Below are 19242 nucleotides of genomic sequence, written 5' to 3' on the forward strand. Positions count from 1 at the left end.
TTGGGGCTGCTCCTAGTACGAGAGGACCGGAGTGGACGCACCACTGGTGTTCCGGTTGTGTCGCCAGACGCATTGCCGGGTAGCTAAGTGCGGAAGAGATAAGTGCTGAAAGCATCTAAGCACGAAACTTGCCAAGAGATGAGTTCTCCCTGTCTTTAAGACAGTAAGGGTTGTTTAAGACTAAGACGTAGATAGGCATGGTGTGTAAGCGGTGCGAGCCGTTGAGCTAACATGTACTAATTGCCCGAGAGGCTTAACTATACAACGCTCAAGGGTTTTGGGTGTTGTAATGATACAAAGACGAAACTCAGAGGATAAAGAGAAAGTATTGAAGGTGAATCAGCTTGTTTGGTTGTGAGCGCTAGAGATAGCGGAGCAGAGAGAAAATAGAAGTTATTAAAGGAATAATCCTGGCGGCGATAGAGCGGTGGTCCCACCTGACCCCATACCGAACTCAGAAGTGAAACGCCGATGCGCCGATGGTAGTGTGGGGCTTCCCCATGTGAGAGTAGGACACCGCCAGGTACTGAATGTAGAACCCCGAGCTGAAGAGCTTGGGGTTTTGTTTTTTAGATTTCTTAATTTACTTTTAATTAGTACACTACTTCCTTTATTGAGTTTCTACATGGGACGAATTTTTGTTCAGATCACATCTAAACATTCTAAATTTTCAAAGAAGTATACTCCTTTTACTTGATATTGACATATCAAGTAAACTCTCTGAATAAAATTATGGTGACGATTATGGATGATAATTATCAAGAAATGCTTTCGCAACTATCTAAATCTTGGGAAGATTTAGATTTTCAATCTATTTTAGAATTAAATAAGGAGAATTTAGATAATAACCTAGTTTTTGAAATTGGTGAACTGATAAAAAACATAAAAAGTGTAGAAATTCATAGTTTTACGCATATTCAACAAACTATTGTATTATTAAATTATATTTATTCTGATTTAAAAGATGGAGATTTATCTGAAGTAAATACTAATTTTTTAAAGATTAAACAGTATATCTTAAATCTAAGAAAATAAGGGATCGAATGCTTTCAAATTATAAAAATTTATTTATTTTTAGTGTAGTATTTGCTTTATCAGCTTGCTCATCAGGCTTACATGTTTGGTATAACTCTTCGCCACAAAATGCAAGATTAATCTGTGGAGGACAGTTTGTTGGCTATACTCCTTATAATGCCTATTATAATATTTCTGAACAAGATATTCAGAGAGGCGTTATTCAAGTACAACCGTGTCAAGCTGTTTGGGTTGGAGGAGCTGTTGAGCAATATCGAAATCAATTCCCTGTAACTTCTACAAGCCATTCTTATGCTCTTACTGCTGTGAGTGCTAATGTGACAAGTGCAGATGTTCAATTTGATGCTGCTCAAAGTGCAGCTTATAGAGCATATCAACAACAAAACAATCAGGTTATCCAAAGTGTCGGTCAGAATAGACCAAGAAATACCATTTGTAATCGAATTGGTAATCAAGTTTTTTGTAATACTTATTAAGGAATCAAAATGAAAAAGTTACTTCCAGTAATGGCAATTGCTTTATTTATATCAGGCTGTGAGAGTAGTGTAAATTTACCTAATATAAATACTTCTAATGTGGCATTACAGGGCCAACAAGTTCGCCCATTTGCTGAAAAAACTGAGTTAGAGTATATTGGGTTAATTAGCGTTATGACGCTGACTTATAGTGAAACATGTCCAAAAAAAATAGCAAGTAAGTGGGAGAAACTTGATCAGGACGTCTTAAAAATTATTAGTAATATGAACGAGTATGAGCAACGTTATGTTAAAGACTACTCTTTGACTCAATTAATTCGTCCATATTTGATAGAAAATAATATTCCTTTGGTCCCTGAGAATATTGTTAAATTACCTAATATGGCTGATTCAGATCCAAAACTAAAAAAAACTATACTTAATTCATCAAAAAAGAATATAGATGCAGCAGGATTTAATTGTGTTTCTTCATTTGGACTAGTAGATCAAAAATTAAAAAGCATTATGGCAGGTCAGATTCATTAATACGTTAAATTTATGAGTTATTTAGTATAAACCGCATATTTTATTATGCGGTTTTTTATGCCATTAGAAATGATATAAAAATATATTATTATTTTTAATGGAAAAGCTTTTGCCAGAAAGAACAAACAAATTCCCTTTCTTCTGCAAACTCCGAATCATCAACAATGACAGGATTTCCTAATAAGTTCAGGTGATGAATTTTATTACGTAGTGTCACGTAGCAGAATTTGAGATTTTCACATTCTGTTGGAGAAATAATGTGATATTCTGCCATTGAATCAAAGATACGGACATTATCAGACCATTTGGTTAATATTGGGTTAATTGGAGCGTTCGCGAGCATCAGATACTGGGCGATAAATTCAATATCGGTAATGCCGCCACGATCGGTTTTGATATTAAAAAAGCCATCTTTTGTATGAGATAAATGTTCGTACATTTTTTCACGCATTTCTCTTACTTCGATTTTTAGCTGATTAATATCTCTTTGAGCGGAAAGTACATTACAGCGAATTTTTTCAAATTCCGCTTTTAATTCAGTTTCACCAAAAATAGCACGGCTACGGACAAGCGCTTGTTTCTCCCATGTCCAAGCCTCATTGAGTTGATAGTTTTCAAATGCTTGAAGTGAACAGCCTAATAAGCCTGCATCGCCTGAAGGACGTAATCGCATATCAACATCGTAAAGTACGCCTGCACTGGTGTTCATACTAAAAATGCTGACAATTTTTTGAGCCAATCTTAAATAGAATTGGTTGCTATCAATGGATTTTTTCCCACCAATGGTTTGGCCTTCAACAGCTTGGTATAAAAAGACTAAATCCAAATCGGATTTATACCCGAGTTCAATTCCGCCTAATTTGCCGTAGCCAATAACTAAAAAGCCTTTTTCAGTTTTATCTACAAGGTGTTCGGGAACTCCAAATCGTTGACTGACTTGTTGCCAAGCAAAATTGACAACGGCATCAATGATTGCCTCTGCCAGATAAGTGAGATGATCGCTTACTTTCATAACAGGCAATACGCCTAGAATATCAGCGGCTGCAACACGTAATAAAATAGACTGTTTGAATTGGCGTAAACCGTCAATAAATTGTTCTTCATCATCTTGCGGTAATCGCAGCATATATTGCTTCAATTCATCAGGATACTGTGTGAACGGCAATGGATTACGTAGCGCTTCAGTATTTAATAATTCATCGAGTAGAATAGGGAAACGAGCGACTTGTTCGGCAATCATCTGTGATTGCGCACATAGTTCAATAAGCTGCTCAATGGCTTGAGGATTTTCTAAGAGTAATTCTAAATACGTCGTTCTACTCGCAATTTTATCGACAATGTTGAGGATGCGTGGCAATAAAGTGCGGTAATTTTTTTGTTCAAATATTTGAGTGAAGATATTTGGTAATAAGTGAGCTAGAACTTCTCGACCTCTAGAGCCAATAACACGGCGCGCAAGCCCCTCTTTGAATTGAATAAGTTTATCTAAGATATCGGAAATTGCGTCATCATCAATGTGATTATCAACCAACATTTGTTCAATGTCATCAAGATCACTTTCTAAAAAATCAATCCAATGATTATTGTCATCGGTACGTTCATCTTTTTCTTCACCAATTAATACATCAAAAACTGACCGCACTTTTTGTTGGTGTGTTTGTAGTATTTGATAGAAATCATCCCAGTTTTCAATTGGATAAGATTTCATCGTAGTTTGATTGTTCTCATCTAAGTAAGTGTATTCTCGACAAGCGACCATTAATCTAAGGCGATTTTCTTCATCTGTTGGGAGAAGTTGCGTCTGTTGATCGTCAATAGCTTGTAGTACGTTTTCAGTTCGACGAAGGAAGATATAAGCGTCTCTTAATTCATGATATTGTTCAGGCGTAATTAAACCAAGATCTCGTATTTCAGGGAGAAGTTTAAGCAATTCATGTTGTTGGAGTTTAATCTCGCGGCCACCACGAATCAGTTGAAAAACTTGTACAATAAATTCGATTTCTCGAATCCCGCCTGCGCCTAGTTTAATATTGTCTTTTAAGCCACGACGACGTACTTCGCGCTCGATTTTACCTTTCATTTCACGTAAAGCTTGAATCACACTAAAATCAATATAGCGTCGATACACAAAAGGACGAAGTAATTGTTGTAAGGTTTTTACATTGGGATCTTGCGCATCACCGCCTAAAATACGACCTTTGATCATGGCATAGCGTTCCCAATCTCGCCCCTGATCTTGGTAATATTGTTCCATCGCAGAAAAACTTAAGGCAAGTGCACCACTATCGCCAAAAGGACGAAGACGCATATCTGTACGATAGACAAAGCCATCTGGCGTAAATTGATCCAATGCATTAATCAGACGTTGTCCTAAACGGGTAAAAAATTTAGCATTATCAACGGCTCGTCTTGCACCGACGGTTTCACCTTGTGAGGGATAGGTAAAAATTAAATCAATATCAGAGGAGAAATTTAGCTCAAAACCACCTAATTTTCCCATGCCAAGAATATAGAGTTGCTGAGGGTTGCCATGTTCATCACAAGGCGTGCCCATTTCTTCGCAAGCTTGTTTGTACAGCCAGTCTCTTGCACCAATGATAAGACTCTCAGCAAGTTTAGAAAGACGAATAAAAATTTCTTCTACGGTAGCAAGATTCAAGCTTTGACAGAAACTTAGTTTCGCCATTTCTTGATTTCGAAAATCTCGTAGCGTTTTGTAAAGCTGTTCTTCGTTTTGGATAGTGGAGAGTTGGTCAGCTAGATGGCTAGCGTAATGTTGACAATCTGAAAATTGAGGAGGTGTTTGCCACCATTGGGCTAAAAAGTGCGGGTGTTTTTTTAAGACTTTTTCCAAGAAATCAGACAGACTGATGGCATAGTTTATTTGTCCCATTGGGGTTGTGAGATCGGCTACGTCCCGCTCGATTTGTTGGGTTATTTTATCAAGATTCATTTCAGGGAAATGTTGGCAAAGCACTTCGCCAAGTTGAATGAGTTTTTCAGTCGAAAGCGGAAGTGAAAGCGCCATAATTTACCCCTTAAAATGTTCGTCAATCTTGCGTAGTACGATTTCTTTGGCTTGTTGCGGTTGCAGACTATCTAGCCAATTTAATGGTGTTTTCCAGCCGCGCAGCCAGGTGATTTGTCGTTTTGCTAATTGGCGAGTCGCACAAATGCCACGGAAGACCATTTCTTCATGATCATAGTCACCACGTAAATATTCCCACATTTGTCGATAGCCCACACAGCGGATAGAGGGCAAATCAGGATGGAGATCTTCTCGTTGATAGAGTTTTTCAACCTCTTCTTGGAAACCTAATTCGATCATTTTATGGAAACGTTGTTCGATACGTTGATGTAACACCGCACGATCTTCTGGAGCAATAGCAAATTGTAAAAATTGATAAGGCAATTCTTCGCCTTTTTGTTCAGTTAATTCCGTTAATGATTTGCCCGTTAAATAGAATACTTCTAATGCACGATTAATGCGCTGTGAATCATTTGGATTAATACGCTCTGCTGAAATAGGATCAATTTTTTGTAATTCTTGATGAAGTGCTGGCCAGCCAAGTTTTTGCGCTTTTTCTTCAATTTCTAAGCGTAACTTTTCATCAGCAGAAGGAAGGGGAGAAAGTCCCTCAATCAATGCTTTGTAATACAACATAGTGCCGCCAACCAAAAGCGGAATTTTACCTTGCGCGGTAATATCAGCCATTTCTCTGAGTGCATCATCACGAAAATTCATCGCGGAATAACTTTCAGCCGGATCTAAAATATCGATTAAGCGATGAGGGGCAAGGGCAAGTTCTTCTTTAGAAGGCTTTGCCGTACCAATATCCATCCCTTTATAAATTAATGCAGAATCGACGCTGATCACTTCCACGGGCAGGCTTTGACGTAATTGAATAGCAAGATCCGTTTTTCCTGAGGCTGTCGGTCCCATCAGAAAAAGTGCGGTTGGTTTGGAGTCAGTTTGTTGTGTCATATTACAAATCAGTTAAAAAAGGCTGCCAGTTAATCGGTTTCAGTAATGTATTAAATTTTTCTTGATGAGCTTTATTCAGTAAGCGTTCCGTTTCGCTTAATAAGCTGACCGCATCCGCTAACACTTGAATTGGTTTCATCTCTAGAGTCTGACAAAGTGCGGTCAGAAAATCAGGTATATTTTCTAGATGTTCCGCAAGTAGGCTCACCACACATTTTTGTAAATTTTGTGTACGTAAAACCACAGGGACTTTGTTTAATGTAAGACGTAGCTGAGCTTCATTTTCAATAAATTCAAAACCACTTTGTTGGAAAAAAGCTTTTTGTTTTTGCCATTGTTCAAATTGTTTTTCATCTAAGCGAAAAATAATCGGAATGAGCAACGGCTGTTGTGAAATTTCACCTTGTTGTAAGGTTAATTCATAATTTAAGGTTTGCAATTTAGCTAATGACATCAAATAAAACTGCTGATTTTGTTGTAAAAGCAATGCTTTATTTTCAATTAATGCTAATGCGCGTAAATAGCCTGTTTCACTTGTCTGTGGGTGTTGTTCAACGACAGATTTTGTTAAAACTTGAGAGGCTTCTGTTGGACGTACTAATTCACCATATAAGCGTTGTTCGGTCTTTGTAGGTTGTTCGCGATAACCATACGACGGAACGTACTCACTACGGCTTGAAAAGTGCGGTCGATTTTCTGATTGTTTTTCACGAGTCTGATGATAATGCGAGGCAAAAATATTTTGCCCTGCCGCAGCCCGATTGGGTTTTATTTCATAGTGCGTTTGATACGAAGCCGAAGGCTCTCTTGCCTCATTCATAGCGGGTGCTAAATCCAATTCAGCTTGAGGAATGGCATTGAGCGCATTTGTTACGCCTTGACAGATAAAATCATGAATTAAACGCGCTTGATGGAAACGTACTTCGTGTTTTGTTGGATGAACGTTGACATCGACATCATGTGGATTGAGATCGATAAACAGTACAAATGCAGGGTATTGCTCAGTATGCAAATGCTCCGCATAAGCTTGACGAATTGCGTGGGTGATCACTTTATCGCGCACCATTCGCCCATTGATATAGCAATAGCTTAAATCATTCTGAGAACGGGTAAATTCAGGTGTCGCCACCCAGCCAGAAAGATGCAGATCATCATGTTTCCAATCAATACGTAAGGCATGTTGAACAAAATCATCGCCACAAATGGCAGCAACGCGTTTTAGTTGCTGCTCTTCATTTGCCGCTGGGCGGTATTGTCGCACAATTTTGCCGTTATGAGTGAGCGTAAAAGCGATATTAAATTTTGCTAAAGCAATACGGCGAATGACTTCATCAATATGAGCAAATTCTGTTTTATCGGTGCGTAAGAATTTACGACGAGCAGGTGTGTTAAAAAAGAGATTTGCCACTTCAACTGTTGTACCGACTGGATGAGATGCAGGTTTAATTGTAGTTTCCATCTCTCGTCCTTGCGCATAGACTTGCCATGCTTCATTTTGCTCTGCTGTGCGAGAGGTAAGGGTTAGACGAGAAACCGAGCTGATACTGGCAAGGGCTTCACCGCGGAAACCTAAACTTAAAATGGCTTCTAGATCATCAAGATCGGCAATTTTACTGGTTGCGTGTCGAGCCAGCGCAAGGCTTAATTCTTCTTTAGGGATACCGCTGCCATTATCTCGAATACGAATCAGACTGGCACCGCCGTTTTCAATATCAATATGAATTTTATTGGCACCGGCATCAAGGCTGTTTTCCACCAATTCTTTCACCACAGAAGCAGGGCGTTCGACCACTTCACCGGCGGCAATCTGATTAGCCAGCTGTGGAGAAAGAATTTTGATTGCCATAGGATTCCTTATTTTTCTTTAAGTTTGATTTTTTGCCCAGTTACGACTTTGCCATTTTTCAATGTTGGGTTCAGTTTTAAAAGACGATTAACCGGTACATTGTATTCACGAGAGATAGCATAGATAGTTTGATCAGCTTTTACTGTGTGATAAAGCGGGGTTTCTTTCTTGCCATCATCTTTCTTTTCATTTCCTTTTGAAGAAGCGTCTTTTTTATCATTACCTTTTTTCTCAGGCTCTTTTTTATTCTCAGCTTTTTCTTGTTTTTGATCTTTTTTAGAAACCGCTTTTTCTGCTTCAACAATTTTGCTGCTTTTTCCTTTGTTATCGGCTTTGGCTTTATCATCCGCTTTAGGTTTTTCTTCTACCTTTTTGCCTTTGCCGTTATCAGGAATTTTAATGGTTTCATTCAGCCAAAGCTCTTTACGTTTCAGTTTATTTAACTCAATAATTTCACTGACTTTCACATCATATTTGTTCGCCAAGCTACCAATGCTTTCACCTGGTTTCACTTTATGACGTACACCGCTATCTTTGATATCGGAAGGGCGGTCAGATTTTTCGATGTTTTTATTTTCTTCTTTAGTTGGTTCTTCCGATTTTTTGCCTTTGCCATTATCAGGAATCTTAATGGTTTCATTTAACCAAAGTTCTTTGCGTTTCAGTTTATTTAACTCAATGATTTCACTGACTTTCACATCGTATTTATTTGCTAGGCTACCAATGCTTTCGCCTGATTTCACTTTATGGCGAATACCGCTATCCTTCACATCGGAAGTGCGGTCAGATTTTTCATTATTTTTGTCGTTTGATTTTGTAGATTTGCTATCTTGCTCATCACTAGGTGGAACAGCAATCGCTTTTAAATTACCATTGCGATAAGCGACTAAGCCTTCATAAATCATATAAGCAATACGACGACGATAAGCAATGGTATTCAGTTTTTGTTCTTCTTCCATATTGGAAAGGAAACCTGTTTCCACCAGAACGGAAGGAATATCCGGTGAACGCAATACGCCAAGGCTCGCATGTTGTGGCGTGCTACGACTTAATGAAGTCACGCGAGCAAAGCGACGTAAAATACTGTTTCCGAGTTCATAACCTGTGCGTTGGCTGTGACCAAATTGCAGGTCGAGTACAGTTTGATCTAAATATTTGTCATTGTTATTGGAAAGTACTTTTCCTGCACCACCTAAAAGCTCAGAGCGTTTTTCATCGTCTTCTAACCATTGACCCATTTCATCGTTGGCACGGCGATTGGATAGCACCCAAACAGATGCACCACGTTGGTCTGCATTAAGAGAGGAGTCGGCATGGATAGACACGAGAAAATTTGCTTTGTATTTACGTGCAATTTCAGAACGTTCTGGCACAGAAATGTAGTAATCGCTACTGCGCGTTAAAACGCCTTTGAAATTAGGATCTTTATCTAATAAGGCTTTTAATTCTCGCGCGATAGAAAGGGTGACATTTTTTTCATAAATGCCGAGATTTTTTCCGATTGCACCGGGATCTTTACCGCCGTGGCCGGGATCAATGGCAATTGTCCATTGTGGTGCGGCAAATACGGTAGTAGAAATTAGAGAAAATATTCCAAAAAGAAACGAAAATTTTGCTTTCATGTAAGTCAGTTTTATAGTTGTGTCAAAATATGCTCGCCCACTGAGTTTTGAGCAATTAGCGTGATGTTTCGAGCATCGTCGTAATAATCAATATTCACCAATAAATCAGCCTCAGGCAAGATGCCCTCACCTTTTTCTGCCCATTCGATTAAGCAGATGCAATTTTGGCTGAAATAATCACGAATACCCATAAATTCCAATTCTTCAGGATCGGCAAGACGATATAAATCAAAGTGATAAATCATTTTTCCTGCAATGCTATATTCTTCCACTAAGGTATAAGTAGGGCTTTTGACATTGCCTTGGTAGCCTAAACCTTGCACCATTCCGCGAGTCAGGGTGGTTTTTCCTGCACCAAGATCGCCATTAAAATAAAGCACAATGGCATTATCTTTCGGTTGTTTTACAAGCACTTCTGCCAGTTTTTTACCAAAACGGAGCATCGTGCCTTCATCAGGAATGTATTGGGTTAATTCGGTCATTCTTAGAGTGATTTTTTAGGTTAAAGTTTCTAGGGGATTTTATCGTATTTTGAAGGGAATATGTAGGGAAAATACAATAAAAAAATCCGCTGCTTTTCAGCAACGGATTGAGAATTTGGAGCGGGAAACGAGGCTCGAACTCGCGACCCCGACCTTGGCAAGGTCGTGCTCTACCAACTGAGCTATTCCCGCAGGGCATTTATGTGAAAATTTGGAGCGGGAAACGAGGCTCGAACTCGCGACCCCGACCTTGGCAAGGTCGTGCTCTACCAACTGAGCTATTCCCGCATTTCACATTGGTGAATGAGGCAACATTATACGAAAAAATTTATTCAACGCAAGTGCAGATTTCGCAAATGATTGAGTTTGCCTAAGTTTTCATCAACCCAGATTAATAAAGTGATCACGGTAGTAAGCTAACTCTTTTATTGACTCTCGAATATCGTCAAGGGCTAAATGAGTATTACCTTTTTTGAACCCGTCTAAAATTTCTGGTTTCCAGCGAGCGGCTAATTCTTTTAACGTGCTCACATCGAGATGACGATAATGGAAATAATCCGCTAAATCAGGCATATATTTATAAAGAAAGCGTTTATCTTGTGCGATGCTGTTGCCACAAATCGGTGAAGCACCTTTTGGTACCCATCGTTTTAAAAAATCTAATGTTTGTAATTCAGCCGCACGTTCGGTGAGTTTGCTCGCTTTGACACGGTCAACTAAGCCATTTGCTGTATGGGTTTTTACGCACCATTCTGACATTTTGTTTAATAATTCATCACTTTGATGTACCGCAATCACAGGTCCTTCCGCTAAAATATTGAGATCTTTATCTGTCACGATGGTTGCGATTTCAATAATTCGTTCTTTTTCAGGATCTAATCCTGTCATTTCTAAATCGATCCAAATCAGATTTTGTTTATCTAATTGCATAATATAAGGTATCCTATGAACATTTTTTAATCCCGTTTATTTTAACGAAAAACATCGGAAAAAACGACCGCACTTTATGAGCAAACGTAAACTAACGCAAAATCAAACTCGTCGAATTCAATCAAATAACGCGAAAGCTTTGCATCGCCACAAGAAGAAAGAAGTGGAATGGCAAGATGATATGCTAGGCGAAAGCCAAGATGGGGTAGTGGTCACGCGTTATTCGGTTCATGCAGACGTAGAAAACGCACAAGGCGAAATTTTCCGCTGTAATTTACGTCGTACACTTTCTAGTCTCGTGGTTGGAGACAAAGTGATTTGGCGACAAGGCAATGAACAGCTCCAAGGTGTGAGCGGTGTGATTGAAGCCATTCACCCAAGACAAAATGAAATTGCTCGCCCAGATTATTATGATGGGTTGAAACCAATCGCGGCGAATATCGATCGTATTATTATTGTTTCTGCGGTTGTGCCAGTACTTTCACTCAATATTATCGATCGTTATTTAGTGGTGTGTGAAAATGCGGGGATCGAGCCAGTCATCGTGGTAAATAAAGGCGATTTACTGAATTCGGAGCAAGAGCAGGAAGTGGAAAGTCAGTTACAGATTTACCGTGATATTGGTTATCAGACCATCATCATTTCTGCTGAAACTGGAAAAAATATGGAAAAATTGACCGCACTTTTAAGTGATGGAACATCCATTTTTGTGGGACAGTCAGGGGTAGGCAAATCCAGTTTAATTAACCATATTTTACCAACGGTCAATGCGCAAGTCGGTGGCATCAGTGAAACCTCGGGTTTGGGGCAACATACCACAACTTCTTCTCGCTTATATCATTTGCCACAAGGCGGTAATTTGATTGATTCACCAGGCATTCGTGAGTTTGGTTTATGGCATTTGGAGCCAGAACAGATCACCAAAGGCTATCGTGAATTTCAATATGTCTTAGGTACATGTAAATTCCGAGATTGTAAGCATTTGAACGATCCTGGCTGTGCATTACGTGAGGCTGTCGAAGCAGGTCGGATTTCACCTATACGCTATGAGAATTATCATCGCCTCATTGAAAGCTTGAGTGAGACGAAATCACAGCGTCATTTTTCTGTATAGTAGACAATTTACTGTAAATTAGGTATAAAGTACCTCTAATTTCGTGATGTAGCTCAAGTTTTTTTGTGTTTAGCCTTGATTATTGGGCATTTAATAGAGATACTACAGCGGATTTATAGACTAAATTTTACAATTACTATAGAGGTAACATTATGTTCTCAAAAGATGTAGAAATTACAGCTCCTAATGGTTTACACACCCGTCCAGCGGCGCAATTTGTGAAAGAAGCGAAAGCATTTGCTTCTGATGTAACAGTGACTTCTGGTGGTAAAAGTGCAAGTGCGAAAAGCCTATTTAAGCTACAAACCTTAGGCTTAACGCAAGGAACTGTAATCACCATCTCGGCGGAAGGTGAAGACGAACAACAAGCCGTTGAACATTTAGTCGCATTAATTCCTACTTTAGAATAATTTACGATTAGCCATAGGATTTCTATTCTATGGCTATTGTTTATCTAACCTTTAATAAATTATCTCGGAAGGTAAAAGTATGATTACAGGTATTCCAGCGTCACCAGGTATTGTTTTTGGTAAAGCCTTAGTATTAAAAGAAGAAAAAATTGTTCTTGATACGCAAAAAATTTCAGAAGATCAAGTTGAGGCAGAAGTTGCCCGTTTTTATGCAGGCCGTGAAGCGGCCGTTGAGCAACTTAATTCTATTCATCAACGTGCATTAAAATCCTTAGGTGAAGAAAAAGCGGCCATCTTTGAAGGCCATTTAATGATCCTTGAAGATGAAGAGTTAGAAGAGGAAATTATTGATTATCTTCGTTCAAACAAAGTGAATGCGAGTGTGGCAGCAAGTAAAATCATCGATCAACAAGTTGAAATGTTGTCTGAAATTGATGATGAATACTTAAAAGAACGTGCGGGTGATATTCGCGATATCGGTAATCGTTTAATCAAAAATATTTTAGGCATGCATATTGTGGATCTTGGTGATATTACTGAAGAATCCATCCTTGTGGCTTACGATTTAACTCCATCAGAAACTGCTCAATTAAACTTAGAAAAAGTATTAGGTTTTATCACTGATATTGGTGGTAGAACATCTCACACTTCAATTATGGCTCGTTCACTTGAATTGCCGGCCATTGTAGGGACGAATGATGTCACAGCTCGAGTGAATACAGGTGATTATCTTATTTTAGATGCCGTGAACAACCGTGTTTACGTGAATCCGACTCAAGCTGAAATTGATGAATTAAAAACACTAGAAGCAAAACTTGCTGAAGAAAAAGCAGAATTAGCGAAATTAAAAGATTTGCCTGCAGTTACCCTTGACGGTCATAAAGTGGAAGTGGTTGCAAATATTGGTACGATTCGTGATTGCGAAGGCGCACACCGTAATGGTGCAGAAGGGGTGGGTTTATACCGTACTGAATTCCTCTTTATGGATCGTGATCAATTGCCAAGCGAAGAAGAGCAGTTCATTGCTTATAAAGAAGTGGTTGAAGCAATGGAAGGTCGCCTAGTGGTATTACGTACCATGGATATCGGTGGAGACAAAGAGCTTCCATATTTAAATTTACCAAAAGAAATGAATCCATTCTTAGGATGGCGTGCGGTACGTATTGCCCTTGATCGTCGTGAGATTTTACACGCACAATTAAGAGCCGTATTACGTGCTTCTGCGTTTGGTAAACTTGCCGTGATGTTCCCGATGATTATTTCGGTAGAAGAAATTCGCGAATTAAAATCTGTGCTTGAAACCTTAAAAGCAGAATTACGTGCAGAAGGTAAAGCTTTTGATGAAAACATCCAAGTGGGTGTCATGGTTGAAACCCCATCTGCAGCAGTCAATGCAAAATTCTTAGCGAAAGAAGTGGATTTCTTCAGTATTGGTACAAACGATTTAACCCAATATACCTTAGCTGTTGACCGTGGTAACGAATTAATTTCTCACTTATACAATCCAATGTCACCTTCAGTGCTAGGCTTGATTAAACAAGTGATTGATGCCTCTCATGCAGAAGGCAAGTGGACTGGTATGTGTGGTGAGTTAGCCGGTGATGAACGAGCAACCTTATTGTTACTCGGTATGGGCTTAGATGAATTTAGTATGAGTGCAATTTCTGTGCCACGTATTAAAAAATTAATTCGTCATGTGAATTATCAAGAGGTGAAAGCCTTAGCTGATGAAGCATTACAAAAACCAACCGCTGCTGAAATTGAGCAATTAATTCAAGCTTTTTTAGCAGAAAAATCGTTAAACTAGATACAAAAACAGAGTTTTACGTTAAAATACTAGCCATCTTTAATAGATAGGAGATTAAAATGGGCTTATTTGACAAATTATTTGGTTCAAAAGAAAACAAAACAGTGGAAGTCGAAATTTATGCGCCACTTTCTGGTGAGATTGTGAACATCGAAGATGTACCAGATGTTGTTTTCTCTGAAAAAATCGTAGGTGATGGTATCGCGATTCGCCCAACAGGTAACAAAATTGTTGCGCCTGTTGATGGTGTAATTGGTAAAATTTTTGAAACCAACCATGCGTTTTCAATGGAATCAAAAGAGGGTGTTGAATTATTCGTTCACTTCGGTATTGATACCGTTGAATTGAAAGGTGAAGGATTCACTCGCATCGCACACGAAGGTCAAAGCGTAAAACGCGGCGACACAGTAATCGAATTTGATTTAGCAACATTAGAATCAAAAGCAAAATCAGTTTTAACACCAGTGGTTATCTCTAACATGGATGAAATTTCATCTATCGAGAAAAAATCGGGTGAAGTGATTGCTGGAGAATCGGTTGTTTTAAGTTTAACAAAATAAGATTTATAGACTAAAAGATCCGCTTTAAATAAGCGGATTTTTTTATCCTTATTCTTTTTTAAAGAAGGTAAAGATGATTTATCGATTAACTGGCCAAGTACAGCATTATGCATGGGGCGGAAAAAACTATATTGCATCATTGATTGGATTACATTCAGCGAAAGATCAACCTTGTGCAGAGTGGTGGTTAGGTGCTCATCCATCAGCACCTTCTGAAATTGAGGATGTAACAGGTAAGCAATCCCTTATTGAATTTTTATTGCAAAATCCGACCGCACTTGGGCAAGCAAGTCGTCAGCAATTTGGCGATGAACTCCCTTATTTGTTAAAGATTTTAGATGTTGAAAAGCCGTTATCGATTCAATTGCATCCGACTAAGTCTCAAGCTGAAAAGGGCTTTGAGGCTGAAAATGCAAAAGGCGTGGCATTAACAGACAGCACTCGGACTTATAAAGATAGAAATCACAAACCAGAAATGATGATTGCTTTATCTGATTTCTGGCTTTTACATGGTTTTAAAACAAAATCTCAAATTCTTGCCACATTAAATGCGCGCCCCTCTTTGCAACCTTTGGCTGAAAAACTAAGCACACAAAGCCTTGCTGAATTTTATGCGGATGTGATGTTAGCGGATCAATCAACGCTCGCAAATTGGCTATTGCCCATTATTGAAGCCAACCAACAGCCTTATAAAAATAGCGAGTTAGCGCTAGATAACCCTGATTATTGGGTGCTTTATACGATGGAAGCCATGGCGATTTCGCCTGAAAAATTAGATGCAGGCTTGGTGTGTTTTTATCTCTTTAATATCGTGCATTTAAAAGAAGGAGAGGGAATTTTCCAAGATGCAGGCATTCCTCATGCTTACCTTCGCGGACAAAACGTGGAGTTAATGGCCTGTTCTGATAATGTGATTCGTGGTGGATTAACACCAAAATATGTCGATATTGTCGAATTATTAAAAATTGTGGATTGTCGCGAAGTAACACCTAAAATTATCTCAGCCGCGCCTCAAAATCAGTCAGAATTTACTTATAAAACGCCAGTAAACGATTTTGCTTTAGCTCAAATTCGTGTCGAACCCGAAAAGCATACTAAAGTAAATCTTCAAAGTGCGGGTATTTTGTTGGTGATGCAAGGTGAGCTGAAAATACAAGAAAAATCAACTGCACTTACCTTGAAACAAGGTGAGTCAGCATTCATTACAGCGAATTCTAATGTTGAGATAATGAGTGAAAAAGGCGGTTATGCCTTCTTAGCAAAATTGCCATAAAAATTAATGTGATAACTATCACGATTTGTGAACTTATTGGTAGATTAGTCGAAGATTTTAGGTATAGTGGGCGTCATTCTGGCGCCCTTTTTTATGTGTCTAAATTGCATTAGGAGTTTTTATGCCGTTGCCTCGTTATTTTGAAGATCCGCAAACCTTGCACGTGAATACCACACCACATCATGCTTATTTTATTCCTTTTTCTTCAACAGAAAGTGCGGTCAAAAAGACACGAGAATTTTCCCATTACTTTACCTTACTAAATAGTGAATGGGATTTTGCTTATTTTGAAAGCTATACTCACTTGCCTCAAGATTTTCTTCATTTTTCATTTACAGATAAAATCCCTGTTCCTTCCAATTGGCAAAATCATGGTTACGATAATCATCAATATACTAATGTAAATTATCCTTTCCCTTTTGATCCGCCTTATGTGCCCATTGAAAATCCTTGCGGTTTGTATCACCGCGTTTTTAATGTTGAAATCAATCCAGAAAAACGATATCTCTTAAATTTTGAAGGGGTAGATAGCTGCTTATTTGTGTATGTGAATCAACAGTTTGTGGGCTACAGCCAAATTAGTCATTGCACTAGCGAATTTGATATCACTGATTTTTTACAACAAGGGGAAAATCACTTACATGTTTTAGTATTGAAATGGTGTGATGGTAGTTATTTGGAAGACCAAGACAAATTCCGAATGTCCGGTATTTTCCGAGATGTTTATCTGTTAGCGCGAGAAAGAAATTACTTACAAGATTTCTTTATTCAAATGCAATTGAATAAAGACCTTACCAAGGCTCAATTACATGTGGCCTGTCAGTTTGTAGAATGCGAACAATCCATTTCTTGGCAATTATTTGATCCTCAAGGCGAATTGATAATTGAACAAAAAGGGCATGCATTTCATGCTGAAATTGAAAATGCACAATTATGGCATGCGGAGAACCCTCGTTTATACACGTTGATTTTGCAATATGGATCAGAAGTAATTTGCCAAAAGGTTGGTTTGCGTCATATCGAAGTAAAGAATGGTGTAATGTTATTTAACGGACAAGTGATAAAGTTTAAAGGCGTTAATCGTCACGATAGCGATCCTAACACTGGTTATGTCATTAGTCGCGAACAAGCGTTGCAAGATTTACGCTTAATGAAACAGCATAATTTTAATGCCATTCGCACAGCGCATTATCCTAATGCACCTTGGTTTACTGAATTGTGTGATGAATATGGTTTTTATGTGATTGCGGAAAGTGATATTGAATCACACGGCACGAATGCAGTCTATGTAGAGTCGCCAGAAACAAGCATTTTATTAGGGGTAAAAACAGAGATTGATCATGACGCAATTCGTCAAAAAACAATCGACAATTATTGTTATATGGCTCGAAGCTCCGAATTTAATCAAGCCATTTTAGACCGCACTTATGCCAATGTTGAGCGAGATAAAAATCGTCCTTCTGTTGTGATTTGGTCATTGGGAAATGAAAGTGGTTACGGTGAGAACTTTGAGCAAGCTGCCGCTTGGGTGAAACAGCGCGATCCAAGTCGCTTAGTGCATTATGAAAATGCGATCTTTCAACATTCAGCGCATCAAAATGACACATCCAATTTAGATTTTCATAGCGAAATGTACACCAGTACGGAAGAATTGGATGCTTATTTTGCCGATGCCAAAAATCAAAAGCCGTATCTTTTCTGTGAATATTTGCATGCGATGGGGAATTCTTGCGGAGATACGGAAGATTATTTTAAAGTCATGGAACGACATGCAGGCGCTTGTGGTGGCTTTGTGTGGGAGTGGTGCAATCATTCGCCTTATTTGCCAAACTCAAGCAAGATGGGCTATGGCGGGGATTTTAATGACAAACCGAATGACGGTAATTTTTGTGCCGATGGATTAGTGACGGCTGACCGTCAAATTCAAAGCAATTTGTTGGAATACAAAAATGTGTATCGTCCACTTCGTGCTACCTTAAAAAATGGTCATGTTGAACTCAAAAATTATTTGGATTTTACGGATGCGGCAGAGGCCATTTCGATTCATTATCAAATCACCGAAGATTTTGCTGTTATACAAGAAGGCCAAATAGATGGTTTAAACATTGCACCAAAATCAACTTCACTTTTGCCTTTAACATTGCCGGCAAGTAACGGTTCATTACAAGTTTTAACATTGACCTATCATCAAAAAACAGAAACGGGCTTAATTCCCCAAGGGCACAGTTTGGGATTTGATCAGATCATTTTGTCGGAGCAACCTCATTTATTCGCTGATGAGCTCAAATCAAATCTCCAACCGATTTCTGTTTCAGAACATGCCAATTTAATTTTAGTTAAAGTGGCAGATATTGAATACCAGTTTGATCAATATAAAGGCACTATTCAACAAATTCGCAAAGCGGGCGAGCCGTGGTTGAATCAAGCTGCCGATTTTAATATTTGGCGAGCGCCTTTAGATAATGATAGTTTAATGAAAGCATATTGGCTTGCAGCAGGTTACGATCGTGCGACGAGTCGAGTCTATGATTACCGTGTAACTGAGCAGGAAAGTGCGGTTGAAATTACCTTTAAATTAGGATTGGTTGCCGTATCAAAAGCGCGAATTCTGACATTGCATGTGGTGTATCGTATTGAGCAAAATGGATTACTTCGCATCAATATTCATGCTGAAAAACAACCGCACTTGCCATTCTTACCACGCTTTGGTTTGCGTTTCTTCCTTAATCAAGGATTTAACCAAGTGGAGTATGTAGGCTATGGTCCAACGGAAAGTTATCTGGATAAACATCACGCCACGGCTTTCGGTCGTTATAAGACAATACCAGAAAGTAATCATGTACCTTATTTAAAGCCGCAAGAAAATGGCAGTCACTATGGTTGTCGTGAAGTGAAGGTGGCGAATTCGGCTGATTGTTTTATCGTGCAAAGTCATGTGCCTTTTAGCATGAATGTTTCGCCTTATTCTCAAGAAGAATTGGGCAGTAAAAAGCACCAATATGATTTGGAGAAAAGTGGCAGTACGATCTTGTGTGTGGATTATAAAATGAGTGGGGTAGGATCCAACTCTTGTGGACCTGTATTAAAAGAACAATATCGTTTGAATGAAACGGAGTGGGATTGGTCGATCTCGCTACAAATTAACTAAGATGAAATAAAAAAGTGCGGTTGAAATTA

Annotated in this window: 15 protein-coding genes, 2 tRNA genes and 2 rRNA genes; 11 read left to right on the forward strand and 8 right to left on the reverse strand. The window is 38.8% G+C overall.

The features are described from left to right. The 5 genes from O3746_RS00005 to O3746_RS00025 form a co-directional block, all read left to right on the forward strand. Positions 1-261, forward strand: a 23S ribosomal RNA gene (locus tag O3746_RS00005); the annotation flags it as partial. A gap of 148 nt (positions 262-409) precedes the next feature. Continuing rightward, positions 410-525, forward strand: a 5S ribosomal RNA gene (gene rrf / locus O3746_RS00010). 219 nt (positions 526-744) lie between these two features. Then, complete coding sequence (locus O3746_RS00015; RefSeq protein ID WP_049384650.1) at positions 745-1035, forward strand: hypothetical protein; 291 nt, start codon at positions 745-747, stop codon at positions 1033-1035. Between the two features lie 8 nt (positions 1036-1043). Then, the gene (locus tag O3746_RS00020) at positions 1044-1511 is read left to right on the forward strand and encodes a hypothetical protein (RefSeq protein WP_049384649.1); all 468 of its coding nucleotides are present in this window, start codon (positions 1044-1046) and stop codon (positions 1509-1511) included. A 9-nt stretch (positions 1512-1520) separates the two neighbouring features. Further along, positions 1521-2036 (forward strand): hypothetical protein, encoded by a 516-nt coding sequence (locus O3746_RS00025; RefSeq protein WP_049384648.1) that lies wholly within the window; start codon positions 1521-1523, stop codon positions 2034-2036. Positions 2037-2130: 94 nt separating this feature from the next. Here the strand turns inward: O3746_RS00025 and glnE are convergent, their stop codons facing one another. From glnE to orn, 8 genes are all read right to left on the reverse strand, one after another. Beyond that, complete coding sequence (gene glnE / locus O3746_RS00030; RefSeq protein ID WP_371447355.1) at positions 2131-5064, reverse strand: bifunctional [glutamate--ammonia ligase]-adenylyl-L-tyrosine phosphorylase/[glutamate--ammonia-ligase] adenylyltransferase; 2934 nt, start codon at positions 5062-5064, stop codon at positions 2131-2133. Between the two features lie 3 nt (positions 5065-5067). Continuing rightward, positions 5068-6021, reverse strand: a complete 954-nt coding sequence (miaA, locus tag O3746_RS00035; RefSeq protein ID WP_075916032.1) for a tRNA (adenosine(37)-N6)-dimethylallyltransferase MiaA — start codon at positions 6019-6021, stop codon at positions 5068-5070. A gap of 1 nt (position 6022) precedes the next feature. Continuing rightward, entirely contained in the window at positions 6023-7867 is a 1845-nt protein-coding gene (mutL, locus tag O3746_RS00040) for a DNA mismatch repair endonuclease MutL (protein ID WP_371447358.1), read from the reverse strand. An 8-nt stretch (positions 7868-7875) separates the two neighbouring features. Next, positions 7876-9489: an N-acetylmuramoyl-L-alanine amidase gene (locus O3746_RS00045; RefSeq protein WP_302130690.1), complete on the reverse strand. Its 1614-nt coding sequence runs from the start codon at positions 9487-9489 to the stop codon at positions 7876-7878. An 11-nt stretch (positions 9490-9500) separates the two neighbouring features. Further along, on the reverse strand, positions 9501-9971 hold the full coding sequence (gene tsaE / locus O3746_RS00050) for a tRNA (adenosine(37)-N6)-threonylcarbamoyltransferase complex ATPase subunit type 1 TsaE (RefSeq protein ID WP_005695630.1): 471 nt from the start codon (positions 9969-9971) through the stop codon (positions 9501-9503). Positions 9972-10087: 116 nt separating this feature from the next. Beyond that, positions 10088-10163: transfer RNA gene (locus O3746_RS00055), tRNA-Gly, on the reverse strand. 20 nt (positions 10164-10183) lie between these two features. Continuing rightward, positions 10184-10259 (reverse strand) — tRNA-Gly (locus tag O3746_RS00060). Positions 10260-10352: 93 nt separating this feature from the next. Then, the gene (gene orn / locus O3746_RS00065) at positions 10353-10901 is read right to left on the reverse strand and encodes an oligoribonuclease (protein WP_049366140.1); all 549 of its coding nucleotides are present in this window, start codon (positions 10899-10901) and stop codon (positions 10353-10355) included. A 76-nt stretch (positions 10902-10977) separates the two neighbouring features. Between orn and rsgA the strand changes: the two genes are divergently transcribed. From rsgA to O3746_RS00095, 6 genes are all read left to right on the forward strand, one after another. Next, entirely contained in the window at positions 10978-12015 is a 1038-nt protein-coding gene (rsgA, locus tag O3746_RS00070) for a small ribosomal subunit biogenesis GTPase RsgA (RefSeq protein ID WP_178161187.1), read from the forward strand. 152 nt (positions 12016-12167) lie between these two features. Then, positions 12168-12425 (forward strand): phosphocarrier protein Hpr, encoded by a 258-nt coding sequence (ptsH, locus tag O3746_RS00075; RefSeq protein ID WP_005695633.1) that lies wholly within the window; start codon positions 12168-12170, stop codon positions 12423-12425. Between the two features lie 79 nt (positions 12426-12504). Next, a complete protein-coding gene (gene ptsI / locus O3746_RS00080; RefSeq protein ID WP_197543590.1) occupies positions 12505-14232 on the forward strand; it encodes a phosphoenolpyruvate-protein phosphotransferase PtsI in 1728 nt (575 codons plus the stop codon). A 59-nt stretch (positions 14233-14291) separates the two neighbouring features. Then, a complete protein-coding gene (gene crr, locus O3746_RS00085) occupies positions 14292-14792 on the forward strand; it encodes a PTS glucose transporter subunit IIA (RefSeq protein WP_049374055.1) in 501 nt (166 codons plus the stop codon). 73 nt (positions 14793-14865) lie between these two features. Beyond that, the gene (manA, locus tag O3746_RS00090) at positions 14866-16065 is read left to right on the forward strand and encodes a mannose-6-phosphate isomerase, class I (RefSeq protein ID WP_290990248.1); all 1200 of its coding nucleotides are present in this window, start codon (positions 14866-14868) and stop codon (positions 16063-16065) included. Between the two features lie 121 nt (positions 16066-16186). Further along, positions 16187-19213, forward strand: a complete 3027-nt coding sequence (locus O3746_RS00095) for a glycoside hydrolase family 2 TIM barrel-domain containing protein (RefSeq protein WP_290990246.1) — start codon at positions 16187-16189, stop codon at positions 19211-19213. The last annotated feature ends 29 nt before the right edge of the window (positions 19214-19242 follow it).

Source organism: Haemophilus sp. 27098_8_127 (assembly GCF_041433495.1).
Taxonomy (GTDB): Bacteria; Pseudomonadota; Gammaproteobacteria; order Enterobacterales; family Pasteurellaceae; genus Haemophilus_D.